27 protein-coding genes and 3 pseudogenes are annotated in these 26016 nt (G+C 52.3%); 12 read left to right on the top strand and 18 right to left on the bottom strand.

What is annotated here, in order from left to right:
- From E6P06_RS28100 to E6P06_RS25845, 7 genes and pseudogenes are all read left to right on the top strand, one after another.
- Positions 1–132, top strand: a complete 132-nt coding sequence (locus E6P06_RS28100; protein WP_256258890.1) for a hypothetical protein — start codon at positions 1–3, stop codon at positions 130–132.
- 227 nt (positions 133–359) lie between these two features.
- On the top strand, positions 360–848 hold the full coding sequence (yhhY, locus tag E6P06_RS25820) for an N-acetyltransferase (RefSeq protein ID WP_003023469.1): 489 nt from the start codon (positions 360–362) through the stop codon (positions 846–848).
- A 46-nt stretch (positions 849–894) separates the two neighbouring features.
- Positions 895–1779: a hypothetical protein gene (locus E6P06_RS25825; RefSeq protein WP_032937247.1), complete on the top strand. Its 885-nt coding sequence runs from the start codon at positions 895–897 to the stop codon at positions 1777–1779.
- A gap of 272 nt (positions 1780–2051) precedes the next feature.
- Positions 2052–2393 (top strand): annotated as a pseudogene (tssD, locus tag E6P06_RS25830) (type VI secretion system tube protein TssD); the annotation flags it as partial.
- A 97-nt stretch (positions 2394–2490) separates the two neighbouring features.
- Positions 2491–3698, top strand: a protein-coding gene (locus E6P06_RS25835; protein WP_089617520.1) for an IS3 family transposase whose coding sequence is annotated in 2 segments (ribosomal slippage) — positions 2491–2812 and positions 2812–3698 — 1209 coding nt in all. Because the reading frame shifts where the segments join, the coding sequence is not laid out codon by codon here.
- 52 nt (positions 3699–3750) lie between these two features.
- A pseudogene (locus E6P06_RS25840) lies at positions 3751–4551 on the top strand (type VI secretion system tube protein Hcp); the annotation flags it as partial.
- Positions 4541–4777 (top strand): hypothetical protein, encoded by a 237-nt coding sequence (locus E6P06_RS25845; protein ID WP_044713905.1) that lies wholly within the window; start codon positions 4541–4543, stop codon positions 4775–4777. The pseudogene E6P06_RS25840 and the gene E6P06_RS25845, both read left to right, overlap by 11 nt.
- Before the next feature lie 61 nt (positions 4778–4838).
- On the opposite strand, the gene ggt is transcribed toward E6P06_RS25845, so the two are convergent.
- A complete protein-coding gene (gene ggt / locus E6P06_RS25850; RefSeq protein WP_048218792.1) occupies positions 4839–6584 on the bottom strand; it encodes a gamma-glutamyltransferase in 1746 nt (581 codons plus the stop codon).
- A 118-nt stretch (positions 6585–6702) separates the two neighbouring features.
- Between ggt and E6P06_RS25855 the strand changes: the two genes are divergently transcribed.
- Positions 6703–7143 carry a DUF2756 family protein gene (locus E6P06_RS25855; protein WP_003023456.1) on the top strand — a complete coding sequence of 147 codons (441 nt, stop codon included), beginning with the start codon at positions 6703–6705 and terminating at the stop codon, positions 7141–7143.
- Here the strand turns inward: E6P06_RS25855 and ugpQ are convergent.
- The 11 genes from ugpQ to livK all read right to left on the bottom strand — a co-directional run bounded on the left by ugpQ (position 7140) and on the right by livK (position 17596).
- Positions 7140–7883 (bottom strand): glycerophosphodiester phosphodiesterase, encoded by a 744-nt coding sequence (gene ugpQ, locus E6P06_RS25860; protein ID WP_049003511.1) that lies wholly within the window; start codon positions 7881–7883, stop codon positions 7140–7142. The two genes, E6P06_RS25855 and ugpQ, sit on opposite strands and share 4 nt — an antisense overlap.
- Positions 7880–8950 carry a sn-glycerol-3-phosphate import ATP-binding protein UgpC gene (locus tag E6P06_RS25865; RefSeq protein ID WP_003023452.1) on the bottom strand — a complete coding sequence of 357 codons (1071 nt, stop codon included), beginning with the start codon at positions 8948–8950 and terminating at the stop codon, positions 7880–7882. The genes ugpQ and E6P06_RS25865 overlap by 4 nt, the downstream gene beginning before the upstream one ends.
- A 2-nt stretch (positions 8951–8952) precedes the next feature.
- Positions 8953–9798 carry a sn-glycerol-3-phosphate ABC transporter permease UgpE gene (ugpE, locus tag E6P06_RS25870; protein ID WP_003023450.1) on the bottom strand — a complete coding sequence of 282 codons (846 nt, stop codon included), beginning with the start codon at positions 9796–9798 and terminating at the stop codon, positions 8953–8955.
- Positions 9795–10682, bottom strand: coding sequence for a sn-glycerol-3-phosphate ABC transporter permease UgpA (ugpA, locus tag E6P06_RS25875; RefSeq protein WP_003837841.1), 888 nt, complete (start codon positions 10680–10682; stop codon positions 9795–9797). Before ugpA ends, ugpE begins: the two co-directional genes overlap by 4 nt.
- Positions 10683–10782: 100 nt before the next feature.
- Positions 10783–12099, bottom strand: coding sequence for a sn-glycerol-3-phosphate ABC transporter substrate-binding protein UgpB (ugpB, locus tag E6P06_RS25880; RefSeq protein ID WP_087879325.1), 1317 nt, complete (start codon positions 12097–12099; stop codon positions 10783–10785).
- 246 nt (positions 12100–12345) lie between these two features.
- Positions 12346–12627, bottom strand: coding sequence for a hypothetical protein (locus E6P06_RS25885; protein WP_003023442.1), 282 nt, complete (start codon positions 12625–12627; stop codon positions 12346–12348).
- 102 nt (positions 12628–12729) lie between these two features.
- On the bottom strand, positions 12730–13443 hold the full coding sequence (gene livF / locus E6P06_RS25890) for a high-affinity branched-chain amino acid ABC transporter ATP-binding protein LivF (RefSeq protein WP_003827581.1): 714 nt from the start codon (positions 13441–13443) through the stop codon (positions 12730–12732).
- Between the two features lie 17 nt (positions 13444–13460).
- Positions 13461–14228 carry a high-affinity branched-chain amino acid ABC transporter ATP-binding protein LivG gene (livG, locus tag E6P06_RS25895; protein ID WP_003023438.1) on the bottom strand — a complete coding sequence of 256 codons (768 nt, stop codon included), beginning with the start codon at positions 14226–14228 and terminating at the stop codon, positions 13461–13463.
- Positions 14225–15502, bottom strand: a complete 1278-nt coding sequence (livM, locus tag E6P06_RS25900; protein WP_032950432.1) for a branched chain amino acid ABC transporter permease LivM — start codon at positions 15500–15502, stop codon at positions 14225–14227. Before livM ends, livG begins: the two co-directional genes overlap by 4 nt.
- Positions 15499–16425 carry a high-affinity branched-chain amino acid ABC transporter permease LivH gene (gene livH / locus E6P06_RS25905; RefSeq protein WP_003023435.1) on the bottom strand — a complete coding sequence of 309 codons (927 nt, stop codon included), beginning with the start codon at positions 16423–16425 and terminating at the stop codon, positions 15499–15501. The genes livM and livH overlap by 4 nt, the downstream gene beginning before the upstream one ends.
- A 61-nt stretch (positions 16426–16486) precedes the next feature.
- A complete protein-coding gene (gene livK, locus E6P06_RS25910) occupies positions 16487–17596 on the bottom strand; it encodes a high-affinity branched-chain amino acid ABC transporter substrate-binding protein LivK (RefSeq protein ID WP_003023433.1) in 1110 nt (369 codons plus the stop codon).
- 423 nt (positions 17597–18019) lie between these two features.
- Between livK and panM the strand changes: the two genes are divergently transcribed.
- Positions 18020–18403, top strand: coding sequence for an aspartate 1-decarboxylase autocleavage activator PanM (panM, locus tag E6P06_RS25915; RefSeq protein ID WP_003846184.1), 384 nt, complete (start codon positions 18020–18022; stop codon positions 18401–18403).
- Positions 18388–18515: pseudogene (locus E6P06_RS28325) on the top strand (hypothetical protein). The gene panM and the pseudogene E6P06_RS28325 overlap by 16 nt, the downstream one beginning before the upstream one ends.
- Positions 18516–18598: 83 nt before the next feature.
- Here E6P06_RS28325 and livJ read toward each other — a convergent pair.
- The 5 genes from livJ to ftsY all read right to left on the bottom strand — a co-directional run bounded on the left by livJ (position 18599) and on the right by ftsY (position 24316).
- The gene (gene livJ / locus E6P06_RS25920) at positions 18599–19702 is read right to left on the bottom strand and encodes a branched chain amino acid ABC transporter substrate-binding protein LivJ (protein ID WP_003023428.1); all 1104 of its coding nucleotides are present in this window, start codon (positions 19700–19702) and stop codon (positions 18599–18601) included.
- A 270-nt stretch (positions 19703–19972) separates the two neighbouring features.
- Positions 19973–20827: an RNA polymerase sigma factor RpoH gene (gene rpoH / locus E6P06_RS25925; RefSeq protein ID WP_003023425.1), complete on the bottom strand. Its 855-nt coding sequence runs from the start codon at positions 20825–20827 to the stop codon at positions 19973–19975.
- A 255-nt stretch (positions 20828–21082) separates the two neighbouring features.
- On the bottom strand, positions 21083–22141 hold the full coding sequence (gene ftsX, locus E6P06_RS25930) for a permease-like cell division protein FtsX (protein ID WP_003837835.1): 1059 nt from the start codon (positions 22139–22141) through the stop codon (positions 21083–21085).
- Positions 22134–22802, bottom strand: a complete 669-nt coding sequence (gene ftsE / locus E6P06_RS25935; RefSeq protein ID WP_003023420.1) for a cell division ATP-binding protein FtsE — start codon at positions 22800–22802, stop codon at positions 22134–22136. Before ftsE ends, ftsX begins: the two co-directional genes overlap by 8 nt.
- A 2-nt stretch (positions 22803–22804) precedes the next feature.
- Complete coding sequence (ftsY, locus tag E6P06_RS25940) at positions 22805–24316, bottom strand: signal recognition particle-docking protein FtsY (RefSeq protein WP_044713920.1); 1512 nt, start codon at positions 24314–24316, stop codon at positions 22805–22807.
- Positions 24317–24592: 276 nt separating this feature from the next.
- Here ftsY and rsmD point away from each other — a divergent pair, with 276 nt between their 5' ends.
- Together rsmD and E6P06_RS25950 are read left to right on the top strand one after the other, a co-directional pair.
- On the top strand, positions 24593–25189 hold the full coding sequence (rsmD, locus tag E6P06_RS25945) for a 16S rRNA (guanine(966)-N(2))-methyltransferase (RefSeq protein ID WP_016151121.1): 597 nt from the start codon (positions 24593–24595) through the stop codon (positions 25187–25189).
- Positions 25179–25454, top strand: coding sequence for a DUF1145 family protein (locus tag E6P06_RS25950; protein WP_003023415.1), 276 nt, complete (start codon positions 25179–25181; stop codon positions 25452–25454). The genes rsmD and E6P06_RS25950 overlap by 11 nt, the downstream gene beginning before the upstream one ends.
- 52 nt (positions 25455–25506) lie before the next feature.
- Here E6P06_RS25950 and E6P06_RS25955 read toward each other — a convergent pair whose 3' ends face one another.
- Complete coding sequence (locus tag E6P06_RS25955; protein ID WP_099975503.1) at positions 25507–26016, bottom strand: DUF1240 domain-containing protein; 510 nt, start codon at positions 26014–26016, stop codon at positions 25507–25509.

Raw genomic sequence — 26016 nt, forward strand, 5'->3', positions numbered from 1 at the left:
ATGTTGGATTCTTTGCCGGTTGCGGCGTTGCCTTATCCGGCCTACAAAACCCAGGTCTCAGCCGTAGGCCGGATAAGCGCAAGCGCCATCCGGCATCATCCCGGGGACAAAATGACAAGTAAGCCAGGCTGAAACAAAACCCCAAAAAAAAAAGCCAGCAAAAGCTGGCTAAAGTAATACTGGAAGCAATGTGAGCAATGTCGTGCTTTCAGGTTCTCCGTAGGGGTTCCCCTGAACGCAGAGCAATAATAATCATTCTCATTCGCACTTGTCTACTTCTTTTTGCAAAAAAATGCAGTTGACGGAATTTTCTTTCTCAGCGAGGGTAAAGACTCAATTAACCCTGAAGGAGATAAGGAATGAGTGAGATAGTGATACGCCACGCTGAACCGAAAGATTACGACGCAATTCGTCAGATCCATGCCCAGCCAGAGGTGTATCACAACACGCTACAGGTTCCTCATCCTTCCATGGAGATGTGGCAAGAGCGACTAACCGAACGGGTCGGAATCAAACAACTGGTCGCGTGCATTGACGATATCGTCGTCGGACATCTCTGTATTGAGGTCGCGCAGCGCCCGCGCCGCAGCCACGTGGCCGATTTTGGTATCTGCGTTGATGCCCGCTGGCAGAATCGCGGCGTTGCCAGCGCGCTTCTCCGTACGATGATCGACATGTGCGACAACTGGCTGCGCGTCGACCGTATCGAGTTAACAGTGTTTGTGGATAACGAACCTGCGGTTGCGGTCTATAAAAAGCATGGCTTTGAGATCGAAGGGACAGGTAAGAAATACGGCCTGCGCAACGGCGAGTACGTGGATGCATATTTTATGGCACGCGTGAAATAAATTTAAGGGCGAGTCTTATCGCCCTGCTTATTGAAAGGACGCAATAGTGAAAAAGTTTGTTCCCCTGGTTTTACTGGCCTCGCTCTCCCCAGCTTTTGCCACTACCGTACAAAATCTCGATGCCGTACCCGGCGTTATTCAACATACTGAAGGTAAACAGATTTTTGCTGAGCAAATGGCAGGGGCAACACCTGCGAAAGGATTTGGTGAACTTCCACAGGGATTATCAGAGAACCAGTGGATTGGCTGGGTTGCGCCGAACGAAAATCCTAATAATCTGATCCTCACCGGCGCCAAAGCCTGGGGAAAAGAGGGTAAATATATTGGCATTGCCTGTTTTGCTGACAATCAGGCCGATGCCGGGCAGGCAAAAAAGTACGCGGATAACACCTGTCCGGAAAACTACAACAACGGACGCGCCAATAAATTATATCTCGGCGTTTTCTCCTGGCAGAACCAACAGCTGCAGCCGATTGCCCGCTCGGAAAAACCATTAAACCAGATCTCAGCGTGGAATAAAGCTGCCGAGAAAGAGAGCGATGATGAGTCCGTCAGACCGCTGGCTTATTATACAAAATTGGATCTGGCACCGTACCGGATCGCTCCCGATACTCTGGCGTTCGGGGTGCGCGGTGGCTACTCCGATGCCTACTCCGGCGGCGGGGCGTTTTATGAAGTGCTGGAACTCTACACCATCAAAGACAGCAAGATAATCAATGTGTTTTCTGACCTTGTTTATTACTATTCGGATATCGCCGGAGACTGGAATAAAGACGGCACAAGGCAGCACGACATCAGCGAGAGTAAGTACATCCTGAAATTGCGGTCGGCAAAGACGCAGGGATTTTATGATTTAGAGGTCGTGAACCTGCAGGATAAAAGCAGCCAAATATTTCACTGGTCTGAATCACTGCAACAGTATGTTCCTTAACGGACGAATAAGGCCTGCAACGTTCAGAACGATGCAGGCCATCAATATGGAATAAAAAATATCAACACATATTCAATTAATAATTCACAGTTATTAAATATACAAACACTTGCCCCACACATTATTTATATTCAGATTACCCTCAAAAAAAATCCAATTAAAATGAAACGTTTTGTTTCTGCTATATACGAACACCATCAAAAAGCGTAATTAAAAATGGAAGAATAAAAACCTCCGTTTTACAATAACACATAATAAAGGATAAGGATATCATGAGTGATATCGTCTATCTGATGGTTTCAGGGCAGCAACAAGGCGCCATTTCTGACGGATGTGGAACCCTTGCATCTGTGGGTAATCGCTGGCAAATCGGACACGAGGACGAAATCTTTGCCTTTTCGCTCGCTAATAGTATAACCAGTACCGGCAAAGGCTCTCAGTTGCACGGACTACGCTTTTGTAAGCTGATCGATAAAAGCACGCCGTTGTTTATTAATGCGATTAACAACAACGAGCAATTGTATATGGAGTTTTATTTCTACCGCATCAATAGATTCGGTAGATGGGAGAAATATTATTATATTCAACTACGAGGAGCATTCTTATCCGGTATTCAGCAGTGATGTAGCCCCCTGAAACACCGGACAGTAGCTGTATCTCCAGATAAGAGATAGGCTTGAATATATGTCTAACACTAACGCCAATTTTGAGATGACCGGGATCCTGTTAGGGCAAGAAGTCCGTAAACGTAAAACTCCTCAGGAGAAGATCGCCATTATCCAGCAGACGATGGAGCCGGGTATGAATGTCTCCCATGTCGCCCGCCTGCATGGTATCCAGCCCAGCCTGCTGTTTAAGTGGAAGAAGCAATATCAGGAAGGCAGCCTCACCGCCGTTGCGGCTGGAGAGGAAGTCGTTCCTGCTTCTGAGCTTACTGCTGCTCTGAAGCAGGTCCGGGAGCTTCAGCGCCTTCTGGGCAAGAAAACGATGGAAGTTGAGATCCTGAAAGAAGCCGTGGAGTACGGTCAGTCGCGAAAATGGATAGCGCACGCGCCCTTGTTGCCAAAGGACGGGGAATAGCCATGGTCAGCCGGACCATGGGCGTGTCGCGTGCGCAACTGTCACTGCGGATTAACCGTTCTGCCGACTGGCAGGACAGGCGCTGTAACCGGCGTAATGAAGAAGCAGACGCAGAAATACTGTCGGCTATCCTCAACATTATCAGCGATATGCCGAGTTATGGTTATCGACGCGTGTGGGGCATCCTGCGCAAGCAACGTCGCACAGAGGGACAGCCACCTGTGAATGCCAAACGGCTTTACAGGATAATGAGCGAGCATAACCTGTTGTTGTTGCATCACAAACCAGAGCGACCGAAGCGTGAACATAAGGGCAAGATAGCGGTGGCAGAAAGCGATATGCGCTGGTGTTCAGATGGCTTCGAGTTCGGCTGCGACAACGGCGAAAAACTGCGGGTAACGTTCGCGCTGGACTGCTGCGACCGTGAGGCCATAGACTGGGCAGCAAGCACGGGAGGCTATGACAGTTCGACCGTGCAGGATGTGATGCTGAGGTCGGTGGAAAAGCGCTTCGGCGACAGGTTGCCCGACACAGCGGTGCAGTGGCTGACGGATAACGGTTCAGCGTATACCGCGTATGAAACGCGGAGGTTCGCGAGAGAGCTGAATCTGGAGCCCTGCACAACAGCGGTGAGCAGCCCGCAGAGTAATGGCATGGCCGAACGGTTCGTGAAAACGATGAAAGAAGACTATATCGCGTTCATGCCAAAACCGGATGTGAGAACAGCACTGCGAAACCTTGCAGTAGCGTTCACGCATTACAATGAAAACCACCCGCACAGCGCGCTGGGATATCACTCCCCGAGGGAATACCGGCGGCAGCGGACATCGTTAACTTAAGATACAAAAGCTGTTCGGAGATGGAGGGTCAAGATCATCCGGTATTCAGCAGCAGTTCAGTGAAAATAGTTTAGATACAGAAACAATAACCATCAGCTATGAATATATCCTCTGCAAACATCTTATTGCCAACACTGAGTTCAGTTACCTGGCGTTTCCCGAGAATTACAACCGCCTGTTTATCCCCCCTCCAAAAACTCCCGCAAACAACGGCCTCAAAACGTTAAACAGCAAAGGGATTGGCAGACTGCTTGCCGCCGGAGGGATCTACAACGGGAATATCGACGGCTTTAGGGAAACGGCGGAGAAGCTGGGAGGCGATGCGCCTGCGGGTTACGAGCAGGTCATGGATAACAAAGGATTACTCATTCTTGGCGCTTCAGTAGTTGCTGGATTAACCATGGGCAGAATGAAATTTCCTGAATTAGAAGAACTGGAGCATTTTGGAGCTAGGGGAGCCGTATCAGGACGAACATTCAATCCCGAGCTTGCAGGGGGGCCAATAGAGAACCTGACAACTGGTGGTGTTAACATTAACAAAGAAGGCATTACTACAGTTGAAAAACATATTTCCAGATTTATTCACGACCCTGCAAATGACGTTATGATTAGCAGGCTTAAAGACATAGAAAAGGGTAAAATGCCACCAGAGCAGGTAGATCTAAATTACTACACTCATGAATGTCGAGAGTATCAACGCTATTGTAATTTAGGCTGGGAAACTGGGCAGCCTGACGGTGATGCAGGATATGACCTTTGGAATCATGCCCACACAGCCACGCTAGAAGATTATAAACTTAAAGGATCGCTTGACGATTTATTCCACCCGGACGCACTTAACTATGATAACTGAAATTGAACTTAACGTACTGAAAGTTATGGCTGAAAAAGATATTAACTGGAACTGGATGAATCTGGATCGCGCACTGTCCTTTAAAGGAATACCTGGTTTCAGCAATGTTGTTAATATTGTCAATAAATTGGCCAGTGAGGGATTGGTAAATATTGAAGATAGCGGACATAAATCCATGCCTTACTACCGCGTTTCAGAGCAAGGATACAAGCTACTGAAAAAATAACTCTGATCGAGGCTCAGCGCAGAAACAGCAAGCCCTCTTCCACCGAAGAGGGCCTCTCAAATCAGTATCCCGCCGTTAAATCATCCACGGAACGCGGGTCGGATGCGCCATACAGTGCGCCATCCGGTCCTACCATAATGCTCTGCGTGCTGCCCATCGCTTCCTTCAGTGCGACTTTCTGCCCTTTCTGCTCCAGCAGCTTAATGGTGTCCGGGCTAAACCCTTTCTCAACGCGCAGTTCATCGGGCAACCACTGATGATGGAAGCGCGGCGCGTTGGTCGCTTCGGCGACGTTCATTCCAAAATCAATGCTGTTGACTACCATTTGCAGCACGGTGGTGATGATTCGGCTCCCGCCAGGGCTGCCGGTAACCAGCCAGGTTTTCCCGTCTTTTACCACGATAGTCGGCGACATTGATGACAGCGGACGCTTCTTCGGCCCAACCGCGTTAGCATCGCCACCCACCAGCCCATAAACGTTCGGCACGCCCGGTTTGGCGGAGAAATCGTCCATTTCGTTATTAAGCAGAATGCCGGTGTTACCCGCCACAATCCCGGTGCCGAAGGTGGTGTTCAGTGTATACGTCACCGCCACGGCATTGCCGTCTTTATCCACCACCGAGAAGTGGGTGGTTTGGTTACTTTCATACGGCGCGAGCTTGCCGGGCTTGATCTGGCTGGAAGGCTTGGCTTTGTTGATATCAATCTGATCGGCGAGCGATTTGGCATAGGCTTTATTGGTCAGCGCCTGCCACGGTACTTTCACAAAATCCGGGTCGCCCAGATACTCCGAGCGGTCGGCGTAGGCATATTTCTCCGCTTCAGCCATTACCTGCATGGCATCAGCGCTGCCAAACCCGTACTTCTTCATATCGAAGTTTTCGAGAATATTGAGGATCTGCACAATGTGAATACCGCCAGAGGACGGCGGTGGCATGGAGAAGACCTGATATCCGCGATAGTCGCCGCTAATCGGCGTACGCTCCACGGCTTTATAGCTGGCTAAATCCTCTTTGGTCATCAACCCGCCGTTTTTCTGCATTTCCTCCGCAATCTGATCGGCAATTGCCCCTTTATAAAACGCATCCGGACCGTTCTCGGCAATCATCTCCAGGCTTTTCGCCAGGTTCGTTTGCACCAGCTTGTCACCCTTTTTCAGCGGCTCGCCGTCTTTCCAGAAAATGGCTTTGCTGTTCTCGTGATTAGGGAGCACTTCGCTGCCATAGGTTTTCAGATCGTCTGCCAGCGCGTCGTTAACCACAAAGCCTTCTTCCGCTAGCTTCATTGCCGGGCGCACGACTTTGTTCAGCGGCATCGTGCCGTATTTCTCCAGCGCCAACGAGAAACCCGCCACGGTACCCGGCGTACCGGATGCCAGATGCGACGTTAGTGACTTTTTCGCATCGGCGTTGCCCTGTTCATCGAGGAACATGTCGCGGGTCGCGCCAGCGGGAGCCATTTCACGAAAATCGATCGCCGTGGTGTTACCGTCTTTGGTACGCAGCAGCATAAACCCGCCACCGCCCAGATTGCCCGCCTGCGGATGCGTCACCGCCAGCGCGTAGCCAACGGCTACAGCGGCATCAACGGCATTTCCGCCCTGTTTCAGAATATCCACCCCAACCTGGGTGGCTAATGCATCTACGGAAGCCACCATCCCCTGTTGCGCGCGAACGGGATGGAACACATCTTCCTCTACACCGTAGGATACCGGCGGTGGCGCAGCCGGCGCGGCAGCAACGCTAAAACAACTTCCTGAGAGCAGAGCAGCAATGGCTACCCGGCGTAAAAACGTCGGTTTTATCATCGTTATTCTCCAGATGTACGGGGGTCGGCCCCCACTAAGCCTGGTGCATAACTCTGAAATAATCATCGTAACGGCGAGAAAGGAGTAAACTTAAACGATCCCCGAGAGGAGAAAAGCGATGAAACGACTCTTACTTTTAGCCATGCTCTTGCCGTTTGCAGGCTTTGCACAGCCCATCAACACCATGAATAACCCGAATCAACCCGGTTATCAGATCCCGAGCCAGCAGCGTATGCAAACCCAAATGCAATCACAGCAGATTCAGCAGAAAGGGATGCTCAACCAGCAGTTGCAAACGCAGACGCGCATGCAGCAACAGCATATGGAAAACCAAATCAACACGAACACCCAGCGCGTGCTGCAGTCTCAGCCGGGCGAGTTGAATCCTGGACAGCAGCAAATGCTGCCTAACAGTAACGGTGGGATGTTGAGTGGAACCCGTAATCCGGACAGCTCGCTCAATAAGCAACATATGCTGTCGGAGAAAAAGAACGGCGACATGCTGAAGCCCTCCAGCACGCCGCAACCTAACGTTCCGTTAAAAACGATTGGGCCTTAACTGGGCTGGAAATCCGGACCAATGGTATCAATGGCATCGGTACAGATGCTGTCTACGCCCCAGCGCAGCAGTTCTGCCGCGCGCTGGGGTCGGTTTACGGTATAAACCAGTATACGTAGCCCAGCATCGCGCAGCGCATCCACGCGCGCCTCATCCAGCAGCTTATGATTAAGATGAATAGAGACGCAGCCAAGCCGCGTGGTCAGCTCACGCCAGTCCTCGCGCCATTCATCCAGCAGCAAACCTCTCGGCAGTTCAGGCACCGCCTGCTGCGCCGCTTCTAGCGCATCAATTTCAAAGGATGACAACAGTGGTGGCGTCATTCCCGCCCACAGTTCACGTGCGGCCAGCGCCACGACCTTCCCGGTGAGCGCCCCCGTCCCGGTGGTGGGTTTGATCTCAATATTTGCCATCATGCCGTGCTGGCGACAGCGCTCAGCAACTTGCGAGAGCAGCGGCAACGGTTCGCCTTTAAACTCACCGCTAAACCAGCTGCCGGCGTCAACACGCAATAGATCCTGCCAGTTCAATTCGCCAGCCACGCCCCAGCCGTTGCTGGTGCGTTCCAGGTTGTCGTCATGCAGTAAGAAGATCTCACCGTCTTTCGACAATTTAGCGTCAAACTCGATCATGGTATGCCCATATTGCGCCCCCATGTCGATTGCCGCCAGGGTGTTTTCCGGGGCTAACTTACCGCCGCCGCGATGGGCGACAATATGGGGGTAAGGCCAGTTATTCATACGCGTTGTCCTGTTTCGCCATCAAAAAGATGCAGATGATGTTCTGGCAGATGCAGCCACAGCGTACTGCCTGCCGTCGGGCGATGCTGATGCGCCAGTCGCACCACCAGCTTTTGCTCACCCCAACGTCCATGTGCCAGATTATCCGCACCCAGCATTTCCAGCGTGTCGACGACCAGCGGCACGCCGCCTTCGGCCTGCGAGCTTAGCGCAATATGCTCCGGGCGGATACCCAGCGTCATGTTACGCCCAATACACTCCCTGGCGCTTCTGCCAATGGGCAACGTCATGCCGCCCTCCAACTCAAAATGGGTACCCGTAGCGCTGATGCGCCCATCGAGCAGATTCATCGCCGGGCTGCCGATAAAGCTCGCCACAAAGCGGCTGGCGGGTTTTTCATACACCTCAACTGGGGTGCCGATTTGCTCGGCAATACCTTTGTTCATTACCATTACCCGTTGGGCGAGGGTCATCGCTTCAACCTGATCGTGCGTCACGTACAGCGAGGTGGTTTTCAGTCGGCGATGCAAATGTTGTAACTCCAGACGCATCTGTACGCGCAGCTTGGCATCAAGGTTAGAAAGCGGCTCATCGAACAGGAATACCGCCGGGTCACGTACAATCGCTCGTCCCATCGCTACGCGCTGGCGCTGGCCGCCGGAAAGTTCGCGCGGACGACGTTTGAGCAGCTCACCTAGCTCGAGAATACGCGCCGCCTCATTTACCCGCTCAGCAATGTGTTCCTTGCCCATCCCGCGGATTTTCAGCCCCCAGGCCATGTTTTCTTCCACGCTCATATGCGGGTAGAGAGCATAGTTTTGAAAGACCATCGCAATGCCGCGATCCTTCGGCTCCATCTCGGTGACGCGTTTATTATCAATCCAGATATCGCCGCCGCTTACCCGTTCAAGCCCGGCCACCATCCGCAGCAGCGTAGACTTACCGCAACCGGATGGTCCAACCATCACAATAAATTCCCCGTCCGCGACGTCCAGCGTCAGCGGTTTAATCACCTGGGTTTTACCGTCCCAGCTTTTGGTTACTGCCTGTAGTTTTAAACCAGCCATTTTTATTTCTCACTGTCCACTAAACCACGCACAAACGCGCGCTGCATGGCTAACACGATGATTACCGGAGGGATGAGCGTCAGCAGCATGGCGGCCATTACCTGGTTCCACTGCGTGGTGCCTTCACCGGTGGCAATCATGCCTTTGATACCTGCCACCGCAGTGCCCAAATTGACGTCGGTAATAATTAACAACGGCCACAGATACTGGTTCCAGCCGTAGATAAAGGTAATAACGAACAGCGCCGCCAGATTGGTTTTTGACAGCGGTAGTACGATATCGCGGAAAAAACGCATTGGTGACGCACCGTCAATACGCGCCGCCTCAACCAGTTCATCCGGCAGGGTCATAAAGAACTGACGGAACAGGAAAGTCGCTGTCGCAGATGCCATCAACGGCAGCGTCAGACCCGCATAGCTGTCGAGCATCTTCAGGTTGGCGATCACTTCTACCGTCGGGAAAATACGCACCTCAACCGGTAGCATCAGGGTGATAAAAATCATCCAGAAGAACAGGTTGCGCAGCGGAAAGCGAAACCAGACGATGGCGAATGCGGAAAGCATAGAGACGGTAATTTTTCCTACCGTAATGCTGAACGCCATGATGAAACTGTTGAGCATCATCAGCCAGAACGGCGCGCTGTTAACGCCCACGCCGTTGACCCAGATGTATTTCATGTTTTCCAGCAGCTGTGTGCCGGGAACCAGCGTCATCGGCGTCTCAAACACCGCTTTGTTGTCCAGCGTCGCCGCGACAAACGCGACGTACAACGGAAACAGGATCACCATGATCCCCATAATCAACATGGCATGGCTGAATATTGTCAGCCCACGACGGTTCTCAATCATTGGTAACGCACCTTACTTTCCACATAGCGGAACTGCACCACCGTCAAAATAATGACCAGGAACATCAGCACCACCGATTGTGCAGCGGAAGAAGCCAGATCCAGCCCGACAAAACCTTCGCGATAGATCTTATAAATCAGCGTCGTGGTCGCCTGTACCGGCCCGCCTGCAGTGGCAGCATCAATCACCGGGAAGGTGTCAAAGAAGGCATACACCAGATTCACCACCAGCAGGAAGAAGCTCACCGGGGCAATGAGCGGCAGCGCCAGTTTAAAGAAGCGGCGAACCGGCCCCGCACCGTCAATCGCGGCGGCTTCGATCAGCGAGCGAGGAATAGACTGCAGTGCGGCAAAGAAGAACAGGAAGTTGTAACTAATCTGCTTCCAGACCGACGCGAACACCACCAGGAACATTGCCTGACCACTGTTTTGCGCATGGTTCCAGTCATAGCCAAACTCACCGAGAAAATGGGTAATCAGCCCGCGCCCTGGGTTAAACAGGAAGATCCACAATACGGCGGCAACGGCGGGCGCAACGGCGTAAGGCAACAGCATTAGCGTTTGGTAAAAACGGCTGCCGCGCACCACGTAATTCACCAACGCCGCAAAAAATAACGACACCAGCAGACCGCTTACCGTGACTAACGTACTGAACTTAATGGTGGTCCAGAATGAGTCGAGGTAGTACGGATCATGAAACAGCGCGACAAAGTTTTCCAGTCCGACAAACTGGCTGGAAAGACCAAACGGATCAACGGATTGTAGCGAGTACCACAGCGCTTCACCGGCAGGCCAGATAAAGAAAATAACGGTGATAACCAGCTGCGGAGCCACCAGTAAATAGGGAAGCCAGCGCGAACGGAACACCGGACGAGATGAAGACATGGAAGTTTGATTCCTGAACAGCGCCGGATGGCGCTACGCTTATCCGGCCTACGCGCATTTGTAGGCCGGGTAAGGCGCAGCCGCCACCCGGCATTTCACATTACGATTTGGTCGATTGCTCAAAGCGGCGCAGTAACTGATTGCCACGCTCAACGGCGGCATCCAGCGCCTGCTGCGGGGTTTTCTTCCCGGTCCAGACGCTTTCCAGCTCTTCATCCACAATGGTACGGATCTGCGGCATGTTGCCCAGACGCAGCCCTTTGGTGAACGGCAACGGCGGCTTGTTCAGCATCTGGCGGGTGGCGATATCAGCCCCAGGGTTCTTATCATAGAAGCCCTGCTCACGGGTCAGGTCGTAGGCAGCTGTGGTGATCGGCAGATAGCCGGTCTTCTGGTGCCATTCGGCAGCAATTTCAGGCTTCGCCAGGAAGTTGAGGAACTTCGCCACGCCTTCGTAGGTGGCTTTGTCTTTGCCCTGCATCACCCAAAGACTGGCCCCACCGATAATTGCGTTCTGCGGCGCGCCCTTCACATCGGCATCGTACGGCATCATTCCGACGCCATAGTTGAATTTCGCGTAATGGCGGATATCAGCCAGCGAACCGGAAGAGGCGGTGGTAATGGCACAATCCCCGTTATAGAACTTCTCAGTGGATTCGTCCTTACGCCCGAAGTAGCTGAAATCGCCTTTTTTGTTCAGCTCTTCCAGCAGAGCGATATGTTTTACCTGTTCCGGTTTATTGAACTCCAGCACTGCGTCAGTACCGTCAAAACCGTTGTTTTTGGTAGCGACCGGCAGACCGTTCCAGGCGCTGAAGTTTTCAATCTGAATCCATCCCTGCCAGCCGCTGGCGTAACCGCACTTCATGCCTGCCGCTTTCAGCTTCGCGGTGTACTCCTCCAGGTCCTGCCAGGTTTTCGGCGGCTGCTCAGGGTCTAAACCAGCTTTTTTAAAGGCATCTTTGTTGTAGTACAGCACCGGAGTGGAGCTGTTAAACGGTTGAGAAAGCAAATGTCCGCTTTTAGAGTCGGTGTAATAACCGGATACCGTCGGTACGAACTGAGACTCATCGAAGTTAATACCAGCCTCTTTGAATACTTCATAGACCGGTTTAATGGCTTTCGAAGCCATCATCGTTGCCGTACCCACTTCATAAACCTGTAGCAGCGCAGGCGCGTTTCCGGTACGGAAAGCGGCAATTCCTGCACTCAGGCTCTGCTCGTAGTTGCCTTTGTACTGCGGAACAATTTTGTAGTCGGGATTGGCGGCATTAAAACGTTGCGCCAGAGAATCAACTTCTTTACCCAATTCGCCTTCCATTGAGTGCCAGAATGGGATGGTGGTGACCGCCAGTGCCTGACCTGCAAACGCCAGGCTAAGTGCCAGTCCTAAAGCTGTATGTCGTAACGATATCATCGGTTATCTCTCTTGTTGTGCCGGATGCGCGATATCACGCGTTTTATGCTCGCGGGGGTAACATGACATGCTCGAATGACAGAAAAATAACTTTTTTATTACAAAAAAAAGATAGTAAGGCGACAAACAGATGGCAAGGCGGTGAAAGCGTAGTGACAGGAAAATGCGGAGTGGTGCACAACAAAGCCGGGTAGCGGTATGCCTTACCCGGCCAGGATGGCGTTATCTGTTGCTGCAGGAGAAAGATTAATCTCTGCGCCAGCGTCGTTCGTACTCATTCTGTAAACGCTGCTGCTCTCGTCGCTCACGTTCACGTTGGATATCTGATTTATCATCTTCCCAGCCCGGGCATACCGAGCTGGTAAACACTTCGCAGGGCGAGTCGGATTGCGCTAACGGGTTGTCCGATTTCTCTTCCCAGATTGCGGGATCGCGCGGGTCAAACGCTGGCGGTGTCGAGGCCAGGGTAGTTAAAGAAAGCGTCAAAAACAAACTGCCAATCATCATGCAGGTACCTGAACGAATCATCCTTTCTCCATGTTCATTTTTTATTATTGATAACTATTCTCAATAATAACATAGCGCAATAAAAAGGGGCCACAGCGGGCCCCTTGTCTATTCAGAGAATGATTAACCGCCAAGATACGCACTGCGCACCGCTTCGTTAGCCAGTAGCGCATCGCCGGTGTCTTCCAGCACCACATGACCGTTTTCCAGCACGTAGCCGCGATCGGCGAGCTTCAGCGCCTGGTTAGCGTTCTGTTCGACAAGGAAGATGGTCATCCCCTGCTCGCGCAGTTGCTCAATGGTGTTAAAGATCTGCTGGATGATAATCGGCGCCAGACCCAGCGATGGTTCATCAAGCAGTAGCAGCCTCGGCTGGCTCATCAGCGCACGGCCTATCGCTAGCATCTGCTGTTCACCGCCGGACATCGTTCCCGCACGTTGAATACGACGCTCATGCAGGCGAGGAAACAGGTCATACACCCACTTGATGCGTTCCTGAAACTGGTCTTTCTCGGCAAAGAAACCGCCCATCGCCAGGTTCTCTTCCACCGTCATACGGGAAAACACGCGACGCCCTTCCGGCACAATCGCTACCGCTTCGCGCATGATTTTCGCCGTCTGCCAGTCGGTAATGTCTTTACCATCAAAGACGATTCGCCCGCTGGTCGCTCGCGGGTCGCCACACAATGTGCCGAGCAGCGTGGTTTTTCCCGCGCCGTTGGCACCAATCAGAGTAACGATTTCACCCTGGTTGATATACAAGCTGACGTCATGCAGCGCCTGTATCTTGCCGTAGTGGGCGTTGACTTTGTCGAACGATAACATCGCCTTATCCATATTAATCCTCGCCCCCATTATGCTTCACCTAAATAGGCGCGGATAACATCCGGGTTATTACGAATCTGTTCCGGCGTCCCATTCGCCAGCGGCGTGCCCTGGTTCACCACGTAAATACGATCGGAAATACCCATCACCAGCTTCATGTCGTGCTCAATCAACAAAATGGTGGTGTTGTGATGGTTACGCAGTTCAGCAATCAGCTCGTCCAGCTCTTTGGTCTCTTTCGGGTTGAGTCCCGCAGCGGGTTCGTCGAGCATCAGAATTTCCGGCTGGGTCACCATGCAACGGGCAATCTCCAGACGACGTTGATCGCCATAGGCCAGGTTACTCGCCTGACGGTTGGCGTGCTCCAGCAAACCAATACGCTCCAGCCAGGTGGCGGCGCGATCCAACGCTTCACTCTGCGCGCGACGGAACGACGGAGTTTTCAACAGGCCGGAGAAGACGCCGGTTTTCAGTTGCTGATGTTGCGCCACCAGCAGGTTTTCAATCACCGTCATTTCGCGAAACAGACGTACGTGCTGGAAAGTACGCACCACGCCCATACGCGCGATTTGCTGACCCGGTAGTCCTTCCAGGTGCTGGTCGCGCAGCTTAATCGTCCCGCCGGTCGGCTTATAAAAACCGGTCAGACAGTTAAAGACCGTGGTTTTTCCCGCGCCGTTTGGCCCGATTAACGAAACTATTTCCTGCGGCCGCAGTTCCAGTTCAACGTTGTTTACCGCCAGCAGACCGCCGAAGCGCATCATCAGGCCGTTAACGGATAATAATGGCTGACTCATGCCTGCTCTCCTTTCGCTTCCCCGTTTTTCAGCTTCAACTGTGGACGGGTCATCGGCAACAAGCCCTGCGGACGCCAGATCATCATCAGCACCATCAAACCACCCAGCATTAACATGCTGTATTCATTGAAATCACGCATCAGCTCGCGTGACACTACCAGCAGGATGGCCGCGAGGATCACCGCAAACTGTGAGCCCATTCCGCCCAATACCACAATTGCCAGCACAAAGGCCGACTCGGCAAAGGTGAAGGATTCCGGGCTGACGAAGCCCTGGCGCGCGGCAAACAGCGTACCGGCAAAACCGGCAAACGCGGCGCTGATGGTAAAAGCTGTCAGTTTGATGCGCGTAGGGTTTAAGCCCAGCGAGCGACAGGCAATTTCATCTTCACGTAGCGCTTCCCACGCACGGCCCAACGGCATACGCAGCAGACGGTTAATCACAAACAGCGAGAAGACCACCAGCAGCAGCGCCACCAGATAGAGGAAAATGACGCGGTCAGAGGGATCGTACTTGACGTTAAAGAAGTTGCTGAAGGTATCCCAGCCGCCTTCACGGGCGGTACGGCTAAATTCCAGACCGAAAAAGGTCGGTTTCGGGATCTGGCTGATACCGTTCGGGCCACCGGTCACTTCGGTGTTGTTGAGCAGCAGGATACGGACGATTTCACCGAAGCCTAAGGTCACAATAGCCAGATAGTCACCGCGCAGGCGCAGTACCGGGAAGCCGAGCAGGAAGCCCGCAGCAGCGGAAACCAGCCCCGCCAGCGGCAGACAGGTCCAGAAGCCGAGTCCGTAATAGTGGTTCAGCAGCGCGAAGGTGTAAGCGCCAATGGCATAAAAGCCGCCGTAGCCCAGCACCAGCAGGCCGGAAAGCCCCACCACCACGTTTAAGCCGAGGCCGAGGATGATATAAATCATCGTCAGCGTGGCGATATCCACCGTACCGCGCGAGACCATAAACGGCCACGCCACGGCAATCACCAGCAACGCCACCAGGAACAGCTTCTGTTTAACGGTGGAGCCGTCAATCGCCGGCAGAATAAACTTCGGTCCGGAGACGCTCTTCATGCCCTTCTGGAAAGCTGGACGCAGCAACTGGAAGAGGAAGACCACGCCTGTACCAATAAACACCCACTGCCAGCGAATATCCGCCGCGGAATCCACCACCAGTTTGGTGCCGTCAAGCTCTAACTGAACGCCCATAAAGACGCCCGCCAGGACGAAGAACATGGCGGCAGAGAGCAGCGCCATTGCAAAATGCATCGGTTTCATACTTTCTCTACCTCCGGGCGACCCAGAATACCGGTCGGCATCACCAGCAGCACCAGAATCAGCAGCGCGAATGAAACGACGTCTTTGTATTCAGTACTCAGATAAGCAGAGGAGAGCGCTTCCGCGACGCCCAGAATCAGGCCGCCGATCATCGCCCCAGGAATGCTGCCGATGCCGCCAAGCACCGCTGCGGTAAAGGCCTTCATCCCGGCCATAAAGCCGATGTACGGGTTAATTACGCCATAGAATTGACCAAGCAGCACGCCCGCGACCGCCGCCATTGCCGCGCCAATCACAAAGGTCAGCGCAATCACGCGATCGGTGTTGATGCCGAGCAGGCTGGCCATTTTCAGGTCTTCCGCGCAGGCACGGCAGGCGCGACCCATACGGGAGTAACGGATAAACAGCGTCAGCGCCAGCATCGCCAGGAAGGTTACAATCCAGATAACCAGCTGCATGGTGGTGATGGAAGCAGAGAAGTTTTCGCTACTGCCAACGGTCCACTGGCCATTAAACAGGCTGGGCAGTGCCACATCGCGCGAACCTTCCGTCAGGCTGACGTAGTTTTGCAGGAAGATGGACATCCCGATAGCGGAAATCAGCGCGATCAGGCGCTTAGAGCTGCGCACGGGTCGATACGCCACGCGTTCAATGCTCCAGCCGTAGGCGCTGGCAATCACAATCGCGCCAACGAAGCCCGCCGCGACCAGTAGCCAACTGGAATCAATGCCCATCATCATTAGCGCTGCGATGATCATAAAGGAGACATAGCTGCCGATCATATACACCTCGCCATGGGCGAAGTTGATCATGCCGATAATGCCGTACACCATCGTGTAACCGATGGCGATCAGCGCGTAGGTGCTTCCCAGCGTGACGCCGTTAAACATCTGCTGCAAGAAATAGAGGAACTGCTCGGACATAAGGTAACCTTTTTATACCCGCCCATTTTACACGGGCGGTGGGATAACTCGTCTTCAGGTATTACTTCGCGACGGTCGATGAACCGTCCGCATGCCACTGGAAGACACCAAACTCAAATCCCTTCAAATCGCCTTTTTCGTCCCATTTCAGCGGCCCAATCACGGTATCAGCCCCGTGTGCTTTCAGATCTTTCACCAGGTCCAGCGGCTCTTTGCTACCGCTGCGATCCATTGCTGTCGCCAATGACTGGACGGCTGCATAAGTGATCCACACGTACGGTCCAGTTGGATCTTTCTTGTCAGCTTTGAGCGCATCGACGATAGCTTTATTCGCCGGATCCTGGTCATAGCGTTTTGGCATGGTCACCAGCATGCCCTCAGCGGCATCACCAGCAATGTTAGACAGCGACGCATTGCCGACGCCCTCTGGTCCCATAAACTGGGTTTTCAGCCCGACGGAACGTGCCTGGCGCAGCATTTGCCCCATTTCCGGGTAGTAGCCGCCGTAATAAACAAAGTCGATATTTTCTTTTTTCAGGCGAGCGATCAGCGCAGAAAAATCTTTTTCCCCGGCGGTGATACCGTCAAAGAAAACGATGTTGGCTTTGCCCGCTTTCAGGCTGTCCTGCACTGAACGCGCCAGGCCTTCACCGTATTGCTGTTTATCGTGAATGATGGCAATGCGCTGCGGCTTCACCTTCTCCAGAATGTATTTCGCGGCGGTCGGCCCTTGAGAGGAGTCCAGGCCCGCCGTACGCATAATGTGAGCGTATCCGCGCTGGGTCAGTTCTGGGTTTGTGGCGCCCGGAGAAATCATCAGAATGCCTTCATCTTCATAGATATCTGATGCGGGCTGCGTGGAAGATGAGCACAGATGTCCAATAACGTACTGAATGCCGTCATTGACGATTTTGTTCGCTACCGCAACGGCCTGTTTCGGATCGCAGGCGTCGTCATATTCCACAGCGACCAGTTTGTCGCCTTTGACCCCGCCTTTAGCATTGATATCTTTAATGGCCTGACGTGCGCCATTAAATTCCATATCACCCCACTGCGCGACCGGACCTGACATCGCGCCGACAACAGCGACCTTGATATCTTCCGCCATGACCGCGTGTGACATTGCCAGTGCTATCACCCCTGCGATGATTGTTTTCGCATTCCGTTTCATTACCTGAATCCCCATTCGTGACGTAATTAATATTTTGTATTTATGTGGTTAAAAAGCAGTCTGTGCTTTTTTTGAACTGCACTATTTTTACCAGTCTCATTAATGGTTTAGCGCAGCTATTTAAGCAAAATCAGGCTAAAATCTCTATTTTTCAGTCGATTAAGAAAAGATAATATTCTGCTTTTCACTATAGATAAACAAAAAAAAGCACGTTTGTCAGCATAAAATAACGGTACAAAGAGCCGAATAAAATGCTGCATTCCAGGGTATTATTCTGCCTGTTTTTCAATCTCTACGGTTTCAAACTGTCATTACTGTTGTTACAAAATTATTAATCTGGTTATTCACATAAAAAAGAGAAAGCATCCGGGTGAATTATTTCGGTACACTCATTCCATCTTTTGTGATTTGGACATGCTGTTAATGAAGCTGACCATCGTTCGTTTAGAGAACTTTAGCGACCAGGACCAGATTGATCTGGGCAAAATCTGGCCGGAATATTCCGCCTCATCATTAAGCGTAGATGAAACGCACCGGATCTACGCCGCGCGCTTTAACGAGCGTCTGTTAGGCGCAGTTCGCGTAACCCTGAGCGGCACGCAAGGCGCATTGGATTCCTTGCGCGTACGCGATATCACCCGCCGCCGCGGCGTCGGGCAGTATTTGATCGAAGAAGTGATCCGGGAAAACCCTGACGTGAGTTCATGGTGGATGGCCGACGTCGGCGTTGAAGACCGCAGCGTGATGGCCGCGTTTATGCAGGCGTTAGGGTTTACGGCCCAGGAAAATGGCTGGGAAAAAAGATAAAAAAGCCGGATGGCGCTGACGCTTATCCGGCCTACATGCTGGGAGCAAAAAATAAAAAACCACCTCGCAATTTTCCAAGAATTTCACGTTGCAGGAAGGCGGCAAGTTATGAAGTCCCCGGAAGCTTACATAAGTAAGTGACCGGGGTTGAATAACGCAGCCAACGCGTCTGCAGCGCGAAAGGCGCCAGGAAAATTATTTGGCGTCGGTCGCCGTCCCGTTTGCATGCCAGTCAAACACGCCGAATTCGAAGCCCTTCAGATCGCCCTTCGCATCCCATGACAGCGGCCCCATTACGGTTTCCACTGAGTTTGCTTTCAGGTATTTGGCAATTTCAGCCGGGTCGTCAGACTGGTTCAGACCGGCCTGCAAGGATTGCAGCGCGGCGTAGGTGGTCCATACGAATGCACCGCTCGGATCCTGTTTCTTGGCTTTGATCGCGTCCACAATCGGTTTGTTCGCCGGAACCTGATCGTAGTTCTTCGGTTTCGTTACCAGTAAGCCTTCTGCAGACTCACCCGCGATGTTAGACAACGACACGTTCGCTACCCCTTCTGGTCCCATAAACTGGGTTTTCAGACCCGCAGCGCGTGCCTGGCGCAGAATCTGCCCCATTTCCGGGTGGTAACCACCGTAGTAAACGAAATCGATATTCTCTTTCTTCAGACGCGCCACCAGAGTAGAGAAATCTTTCTCGCCAGCGGTGATCCCATCGAAGAACACCACGTCAGCGTTGGCTTTCTTGAGGTTGTCCTGCACGGAACGCGCCAGGCCTTCACCATACTGTTGTTTGTCGTGAACGATCGCAATGCGCTTCGGCTTCACTTTTTCAACGATATATTTGGCAGCAGTCGGGCCCTGATCGGAATCCAGACCGGTGGTACGTAACACCAGGTTATAACCGCGCGCGGTCAGCTCCGGCGCCGTTGCCGCTGGGGTAATCATCAGAATGCCTTCGTCTTCATAGATATCTGACGCAGGCTGAGTGGAAGATGAGCACAGGTGGCCGATAACATATTTAATCCCGTCGTTGACCACTTTGTTAGCTACCGCTACCGCTTGTTTCGGGTCACAGGCATCGTCATATTTCACCATGACCAGTTTGTCGCCTTTCACACCGCCTTTGGCATTGATATCTGCAATAGCCTGCTCTGCGCCAGTAAATTCCTGATCGCCATACTGCGCTACCGGACCGGACATCGCGCCGACGACAGCAACTTTAATATCCTTAGCAAACGCCATATTGCTCAAAGACAGGGCGATACATCCTGCCAATAACGCTTTACCCTTCATATTCATCCTGACAATCCCCATTATTGTGGTTATTACGTGTGTTGTGATGTTGTTGTTCAGCACTTTATTTCGATTATTGGATAGCCACCCGTGCTTTAGCAGCATACTCTGCTAAAACATACCCGATTTTTATTATTTTGGAATAGCTAAATTTGACATGCAGATAACAACTTGATGACAAAAAGCATAAACGTCAGGAGAGAGGGGGAGAGATAAAAACAAAAAACCCCGGATTGTCATCCAGGGTTTATCAGCATTTCCAGGTCGGCTGGAAGATTATGCTTCGATCGCCGCGCGCAATTTTTTCATGGCGTTCTTTTCAAGCTGACGAACACGTTCAGCGGAAACGCCGTAGCGATCGGCCAGTTCCTGCAACGTCGACTTGTTGTCTTCGTCCAGCCAACGAGCACGAATGATGTCCTGGCTACGCTCGTCCAGACCTTCCATTGCGTGGGTCAGTTTGTTCGCGGCCTGATCTTCCCAGTTATCTTCTTCAATGCCGTCGGCGAAGTTAGAAGATTTATCCTGCAGATACAGCACCGGGGCCATCGGCTGGCTGTCAGACTCATCGTCTGAAGACATGTCAAACGTCATGTCCTGCGCCGCCATACGGGATTCCATTTCGCGCACGTCTTTGCTGGAAACACCCAGCTCGCGAGCAACCATTTCAACTTCGTCCTGGTTAAACCAGCCCAGACGCTGCTTGGTTTTACGCAGGTTAAAGAACAGCTTACGCTGCGCTTTAGTGGTCGCGACTTTAACGATACGCCAGTTACGCAGAACGTATTCGTGGATCTCAGCTTTGATCCAATGCACAGCGAAGGAAACCAGGCGCACACCCACTTCCGGGTTGAAACGGCGCACGGCTTTCATCAGGCCGATATTACCTTCCTGAATCAAATCCGCCTGCGGCAGGCCATAGCCCGCATAATTACGAGCAACATGAACAACAAAGCGCAGGTGAGACAGGATCAGCGTTTTAGCTGCTTCCAGATCGCCCTGGTAATGCAGCTTTTCAGCCAGTGCCCGCTCCTCGTCAGCCGACAACATCGGCCACGCGTTCGCAGCCCGGATGTAAGATTCCAGGTTACCAACAGGGGCTAAAGCTAAATTTTGCATTTCTTTGGTCATTCAAATCCTCTCAATCTTTTCATCTGGCGCATTGGCTAAAACCAATAGCAACAACCATGCCAGAGCTTATGAGCAACGAGAATATCATTCAATCTTTTATCAGACAGTGATTTTATCCACAAGTTCCATGTCGTAATGTGTATAGATTACGCACAAAATGTGACATCACAATGAATACGCCGGGAAGAGATCACAGGGACTCTTTCCCTGCAGAGCGAACAACTCAGTGCAGGGAAAGATTATACCAGAGATTTTTTAATCGGGGGTAAAGTGGCGTAAATGTTGAACCGTGGCAAGCCAGGCTGCCACCCAGCCAATCATCGAGCACACCAGCAGCAATAACAGGCATTCATCGAATGATAAGCCATTGATATCAAACTTGGTTCCAAATACCTGTGCCACTTCAGTCACCGCTGACGACAGACGCATCACCAAAATTTCTGACAAAATCAGTGAAAGAAATGCACCGGAAAAACCGAGCAGTGCCCCGCCGTAGAGGAACGGACGCAGGATAAATCCATCCGTCGCGCCAATCAGTTTTTGCACGTTAATGGTATCGCGACGCGCAAAAATACTCAGACGCACGCTGTTACCGATGACGAGGAAGACCGCCGCTACCATCAGCACGCCAATCATCGCGGAAACGCGTCCGACAAGGCCCGTCAGCGCCGCCAGACGAGCGAACCAGCTGTCATCCATCCGCACTTCATCAATACCGTTGATTTGTGCGATGCGGTCACGCAGCGTGTTTAGCGACTCCGTACCCTGGAAGTCCAGTTTCGGGATCACCACCGCCACGGCCGGCAGCGGGTTCTCTTCCAGCATATCCAGCGCACCGCCAAATCCAGACCAATTACGGAATTCGCCCAGCGCGTCGTCACGGGAAAGATAATTCACTTTCTCCACGCCCTGCTCGGCCTGCAACTGACCAACCACCCGCGCCGCCGCATCATCATCCAGCGTTTTTTGCAGGTAAACGGTGATCTGCGGGGACGGATAATACTGGCTTGCTGCATGGTTTACGTTCTTATAAACCATATAGCACACGCTTGGCAGCGTCAGGGAGATGGCAATAACCATCACCGTCAGGAATGTCGCCAGCGGCTTGCTTTTCAGGTCCTGTAACGCGCCCTGGAACGCATAACGTACCTGCTCATTAAAGACATTGGTTTTACGCGAGTTCGGCTTTGGCGCGGCCTTCGCACGCTTAGGCGCGTTGCGACCGCCGTCACCCGGCGCACCGCCCGATTTACGAAAGCGATCCAGTCGGCCACCGAACTGTTTGATTTGGTTAATAGCGTCACGTCTATTCATGCGCCAGGCCTCCATGCAGATGTCCATCGCTCAGAACCATTTGGCGATAGGAGCGACGGGAGATCAGGCCAATATCGTGCGTGGCCATTAATACCGTGACCCCGACGCGGTTAAACTCTTCGAACAGGCGCAGGATCCCTTCCGACAGCGCGTCATCCAGGTTCCCCGTTGGTTCATCCGCCAGCAGCACCGCTGGTTTATTCACCACCGCACGGGCAATGCCGACGCGCTGTTGTTCACCGCCAGAGAGCTGAATAGGGAAGTTTTTCGCTTTGTCCAACAGCCCGACCTTATCCAGCGCCGCTGACACGCGACGACGAATATCGTCCCCGCTGGCGCCTGCGATGATCAGTGGAATTGCCACGTTATCAAACACGGTTCTGTCCATTAGCAGGTGGTGGTCCTGAAAAATCATGCCAATCTGACGACGCAGAAACGGCACTTCGCGGTTTTTCAAACGGCTGATGTCATGCCCGCTAAAGTAGATTTTCCCGGCGCTGGGCCGTTCAATTCCACAAATCAGCTTCAGCAGGGTACTTTTCCCCGCGCCGGAGTGGCCGGTCAGAAACGCCATCTCGCCAGGCTGCATATGGAAGGTCACTCCCTGCAGCGCTTGTCTCCCACCGAGATAGGCCTTGCTGACATGTTCAAAGCGAATCATTGTTAATCCTCTCGGGCAAAAAGTGCCTCTATAAAATCGTCCGCTTTAAACGGACGTAAATCCTCGATACGTTCGCCCACACCGATATAACGGATAGGGATGCCAAACTGATCGGCAACCGAGAAGATAACCCCGCCCTTCGCCGTACCATCCAGCTTGGTCAGAGTGATACCGGTTAAGCCCACCGCTTCATGGAACAGTTTGGCCTGGCTTATCGCATTCTGCCCGGTGCTGGCGTCGATAGTCAGCATAACTTCATGCGGCGCATCTTCGTCCAGCTTCTTCATGACGCGAACGATTTTTTTCAATTCTTCCATCAGGTGCGATTTATTCTGCAAACGCCCTGCGGTATCAGCGATCAGCACGTCTACGTTACGCGCCTTCGCCGCCTGGATGGCATCAAAGATAACGGACGCGGAATCCGCACCGGTATGCTGAGCAATCACCGGAATATTATTACGCTGACCCCAGACCTGCAGCTGTTCTACCGCCGCCGCACGGAAAGTATCGCCCGCCGCCAGCATTACTGATTTACCCTGCTGCTCAAACTGACGCGCCAGCTTACCAATAGTGGTGGTTTTGCCCACACCGTTGACGCCAACCATTAAGATAACAAATGGTGTTTTGCCCTCAACATTCAGCGGTTCGTCAACCTTCGCCAGAATCTCGCCCATCTCTTCTTTCAGCAGGCCGTACAGCGCTTCCGCATCTTTAAGCTGCTTGCGGCTGGCACCTTCTGTCAGATTCGCAATGATCTTACGGGTCGTTTCTACGCCCACATCGGCGATCAGCAGTTGCTCTTCCAGCTCTTCAAACAGATCATCGTCGATCTTTTTACCACGGAACAGACTGATAAATCCGGAACCGAGGTTTTCTTTTGTTTTCAGCAGGCTGCGTTTCAGTCGCGCAAAGAAACCTTCTTTGGTTGGTTTTTCCTGCTCCTGGATTACCTCTTCTTCTACCGGTTCTTCTACCGGCACCACCATAACCGCTTCTTCAGCAGCCTCAGCGGCCAGCGCCTGTGCTTCCAGCTCTTCGTCGGTCAGTTGCGGCTCGTTTTCAGCATCTTCTTCAGCCGCCTCAACAATTTCCACGGTTTCCGCTTCGGCCTGCCACTCTTCGGCAGAAACTTCTTCGGTTTTCACCTCTTCCGGCAGCGGCAATTCTTCGCGTTCGATAACCACCGCCGCTGGCGTTTCCACTACAGTTTCAGCAACGGGTTCAGCAACCGGCTCAATTTCCGGCTGCGCTTGTTCGGCGACAGGTTCTTCTTCCGGCTGCAGTTTCTCAATTTCCGCAACCTGTTCAGTTACTTCAACGACTTCAGCAGCAAAGGCTTGCGTTTCCGCCTCGCTACGGGTTTCCTCGGCGCGCGGCTGTTCTTCAACGACGGTAGTTTCTTCAGCAACCGGTTGTTGTTCTTCGTTTTTTACTTCTGTCTCGTTTTCCGGTGCCTGCTCTTTTTGACCAAAGCCCAGCCAGGAAAAAAAGCCACGTTTTTTCTCTTTCGCCATTTGCGACTACACTCCCCCGCTGTTGCTTAATGGCACAGCGTCAACGCTATGTACATAGCAGCTAAAAAAATGATGAAATAGTCTATCACTTATACCCAATGAATTTCGAGTTACGTCAAGGCGGCAAGCGCACGAATCCCGATGAGCTTACTTTTAGTAAGTGATTCGGGTGAGTAAGTGCAGCCAACGAAGAGGTAACTTGAAAGGCGACGGGTTAACTTAACTCACATCACCGCCTGGAATGACATGCTATAGGCGGATTGAGCAATAATAGAAATGAAAAAACCGAATCACTCTGGTAGCGGCCAGATCCGCATTATTGGCGGGCAATGGCGTGGCCGTAAACTCCCGGTTCCGGACAGCCCCGGCCTGCGTCCGACCACCGACCGTGTGCGCGAAACGTTGTTTAACTGGCTGGCCCCGGTAATGGTCGATGCTCACTGTCTGGACTGCTTCGCCGGCAGCGGCGCGCTGGGGCTGGAAGCCCTCTCTCGCTATGCGGCAAATGCGACGCTTCTGGAGATGGATCGCGCGGTATCTCAGCAGCTACAAAAGAATCTCGCCACGTTGAAAGCCTCCCATGCCCGCGTCGTCAATACCAATACGCTGGCATTTTTGGCTCAGACGGGTACGCCGCATAACGTGGTATTTGTGGATCCGCCGTTTCGCAAAGGGTTACTGGAAGAAACATTAACGCTTCTGGAAACTCATGGCTGGCTGGCAAATGAAGCGTATATTTACGTTGAAAGCGAAGTAGAAAACGGTTTGCCGCCGGTTCCGGTGAACTGGTCGCTCTACCGTGAGAAAGTTGCCGGACAGGTCGCCTATCGCCTGTACCAACGTGAAGCACGAGGAGAACACGATGTTGATTAACCTGGGACGCCTGCTGATGCTGTGCGTCTGGGCATTTTTACTACTGAATATTTTCCAACCCTTTCCACGCCCGCTTAACATCTTCGTTAACGTCGCACTGATATTTATGGTGCTGATGCATGGCATGCAGCTGGCGCTACTAAAAAGCACCATGCCTAAAGATGGCCCGCAGATGACCAACGGAGAGAAAATCCGTATTTTTCTGTTCGGCGTCTTTGAGCTACTGGTGTGGCAGAAGAAGATTAAAGATCAACTGAAGAAGTAACTGCGATCTTTTCGCCCGGCGGCACGTTGCGAGCCGGGCCTGTTAAACACCATCACGGTGGTGATACGCCGTCCAGCTGATCTTTCAGTTTTGGAATATCTCTACTGGCTCTTGTTTTCCGCAGGTGTTTCACCTGCTCGCAAATCTCTTCGGTCCGGGTGTAATAGGTGCCAGACGTCGGGCCTGGACGCTCGCATAAAACATAGTTAGTACCAAGAGGATAAAAAATAACAATAAAAGAGAGGATATTTCCAACAACAAACCCTACACCCGCAACATGGATACCGATAGTAAATACCCTGTCGAAGAATTTGGGCGGCTGCATGCTTTTCGTAAAGGTCACGTAGGCAATACATAAAGTAAAGAAAAAACCCACAGGAAACATCAGCAGCAGAGAAAATGACCCCCAGAAAAAATAAACAATGCTCCTGGATTCAATAAGATCGGTAATGTCTGGCACACTGGCGTGATAAAACCCCCAACTAATCCCACCAACAAAAAGCATAAAAAAAAACGACTTACATCTTTTCTTAATATTCTCCAGATTAATATTAAAGCTCAT

Origin of the sequence: Citrobacter sp. CF971, assembly GCF_006385635.1 — a bacterium.
In the GTDB taxonomy this organism is placed as follows: domain Bacteria; phylum Pseudomonadota; class Gammaproteobacteria; order Enterobacterales; family Enterobacteriaceae; genus Citrobacter; species Citrobacter freundii.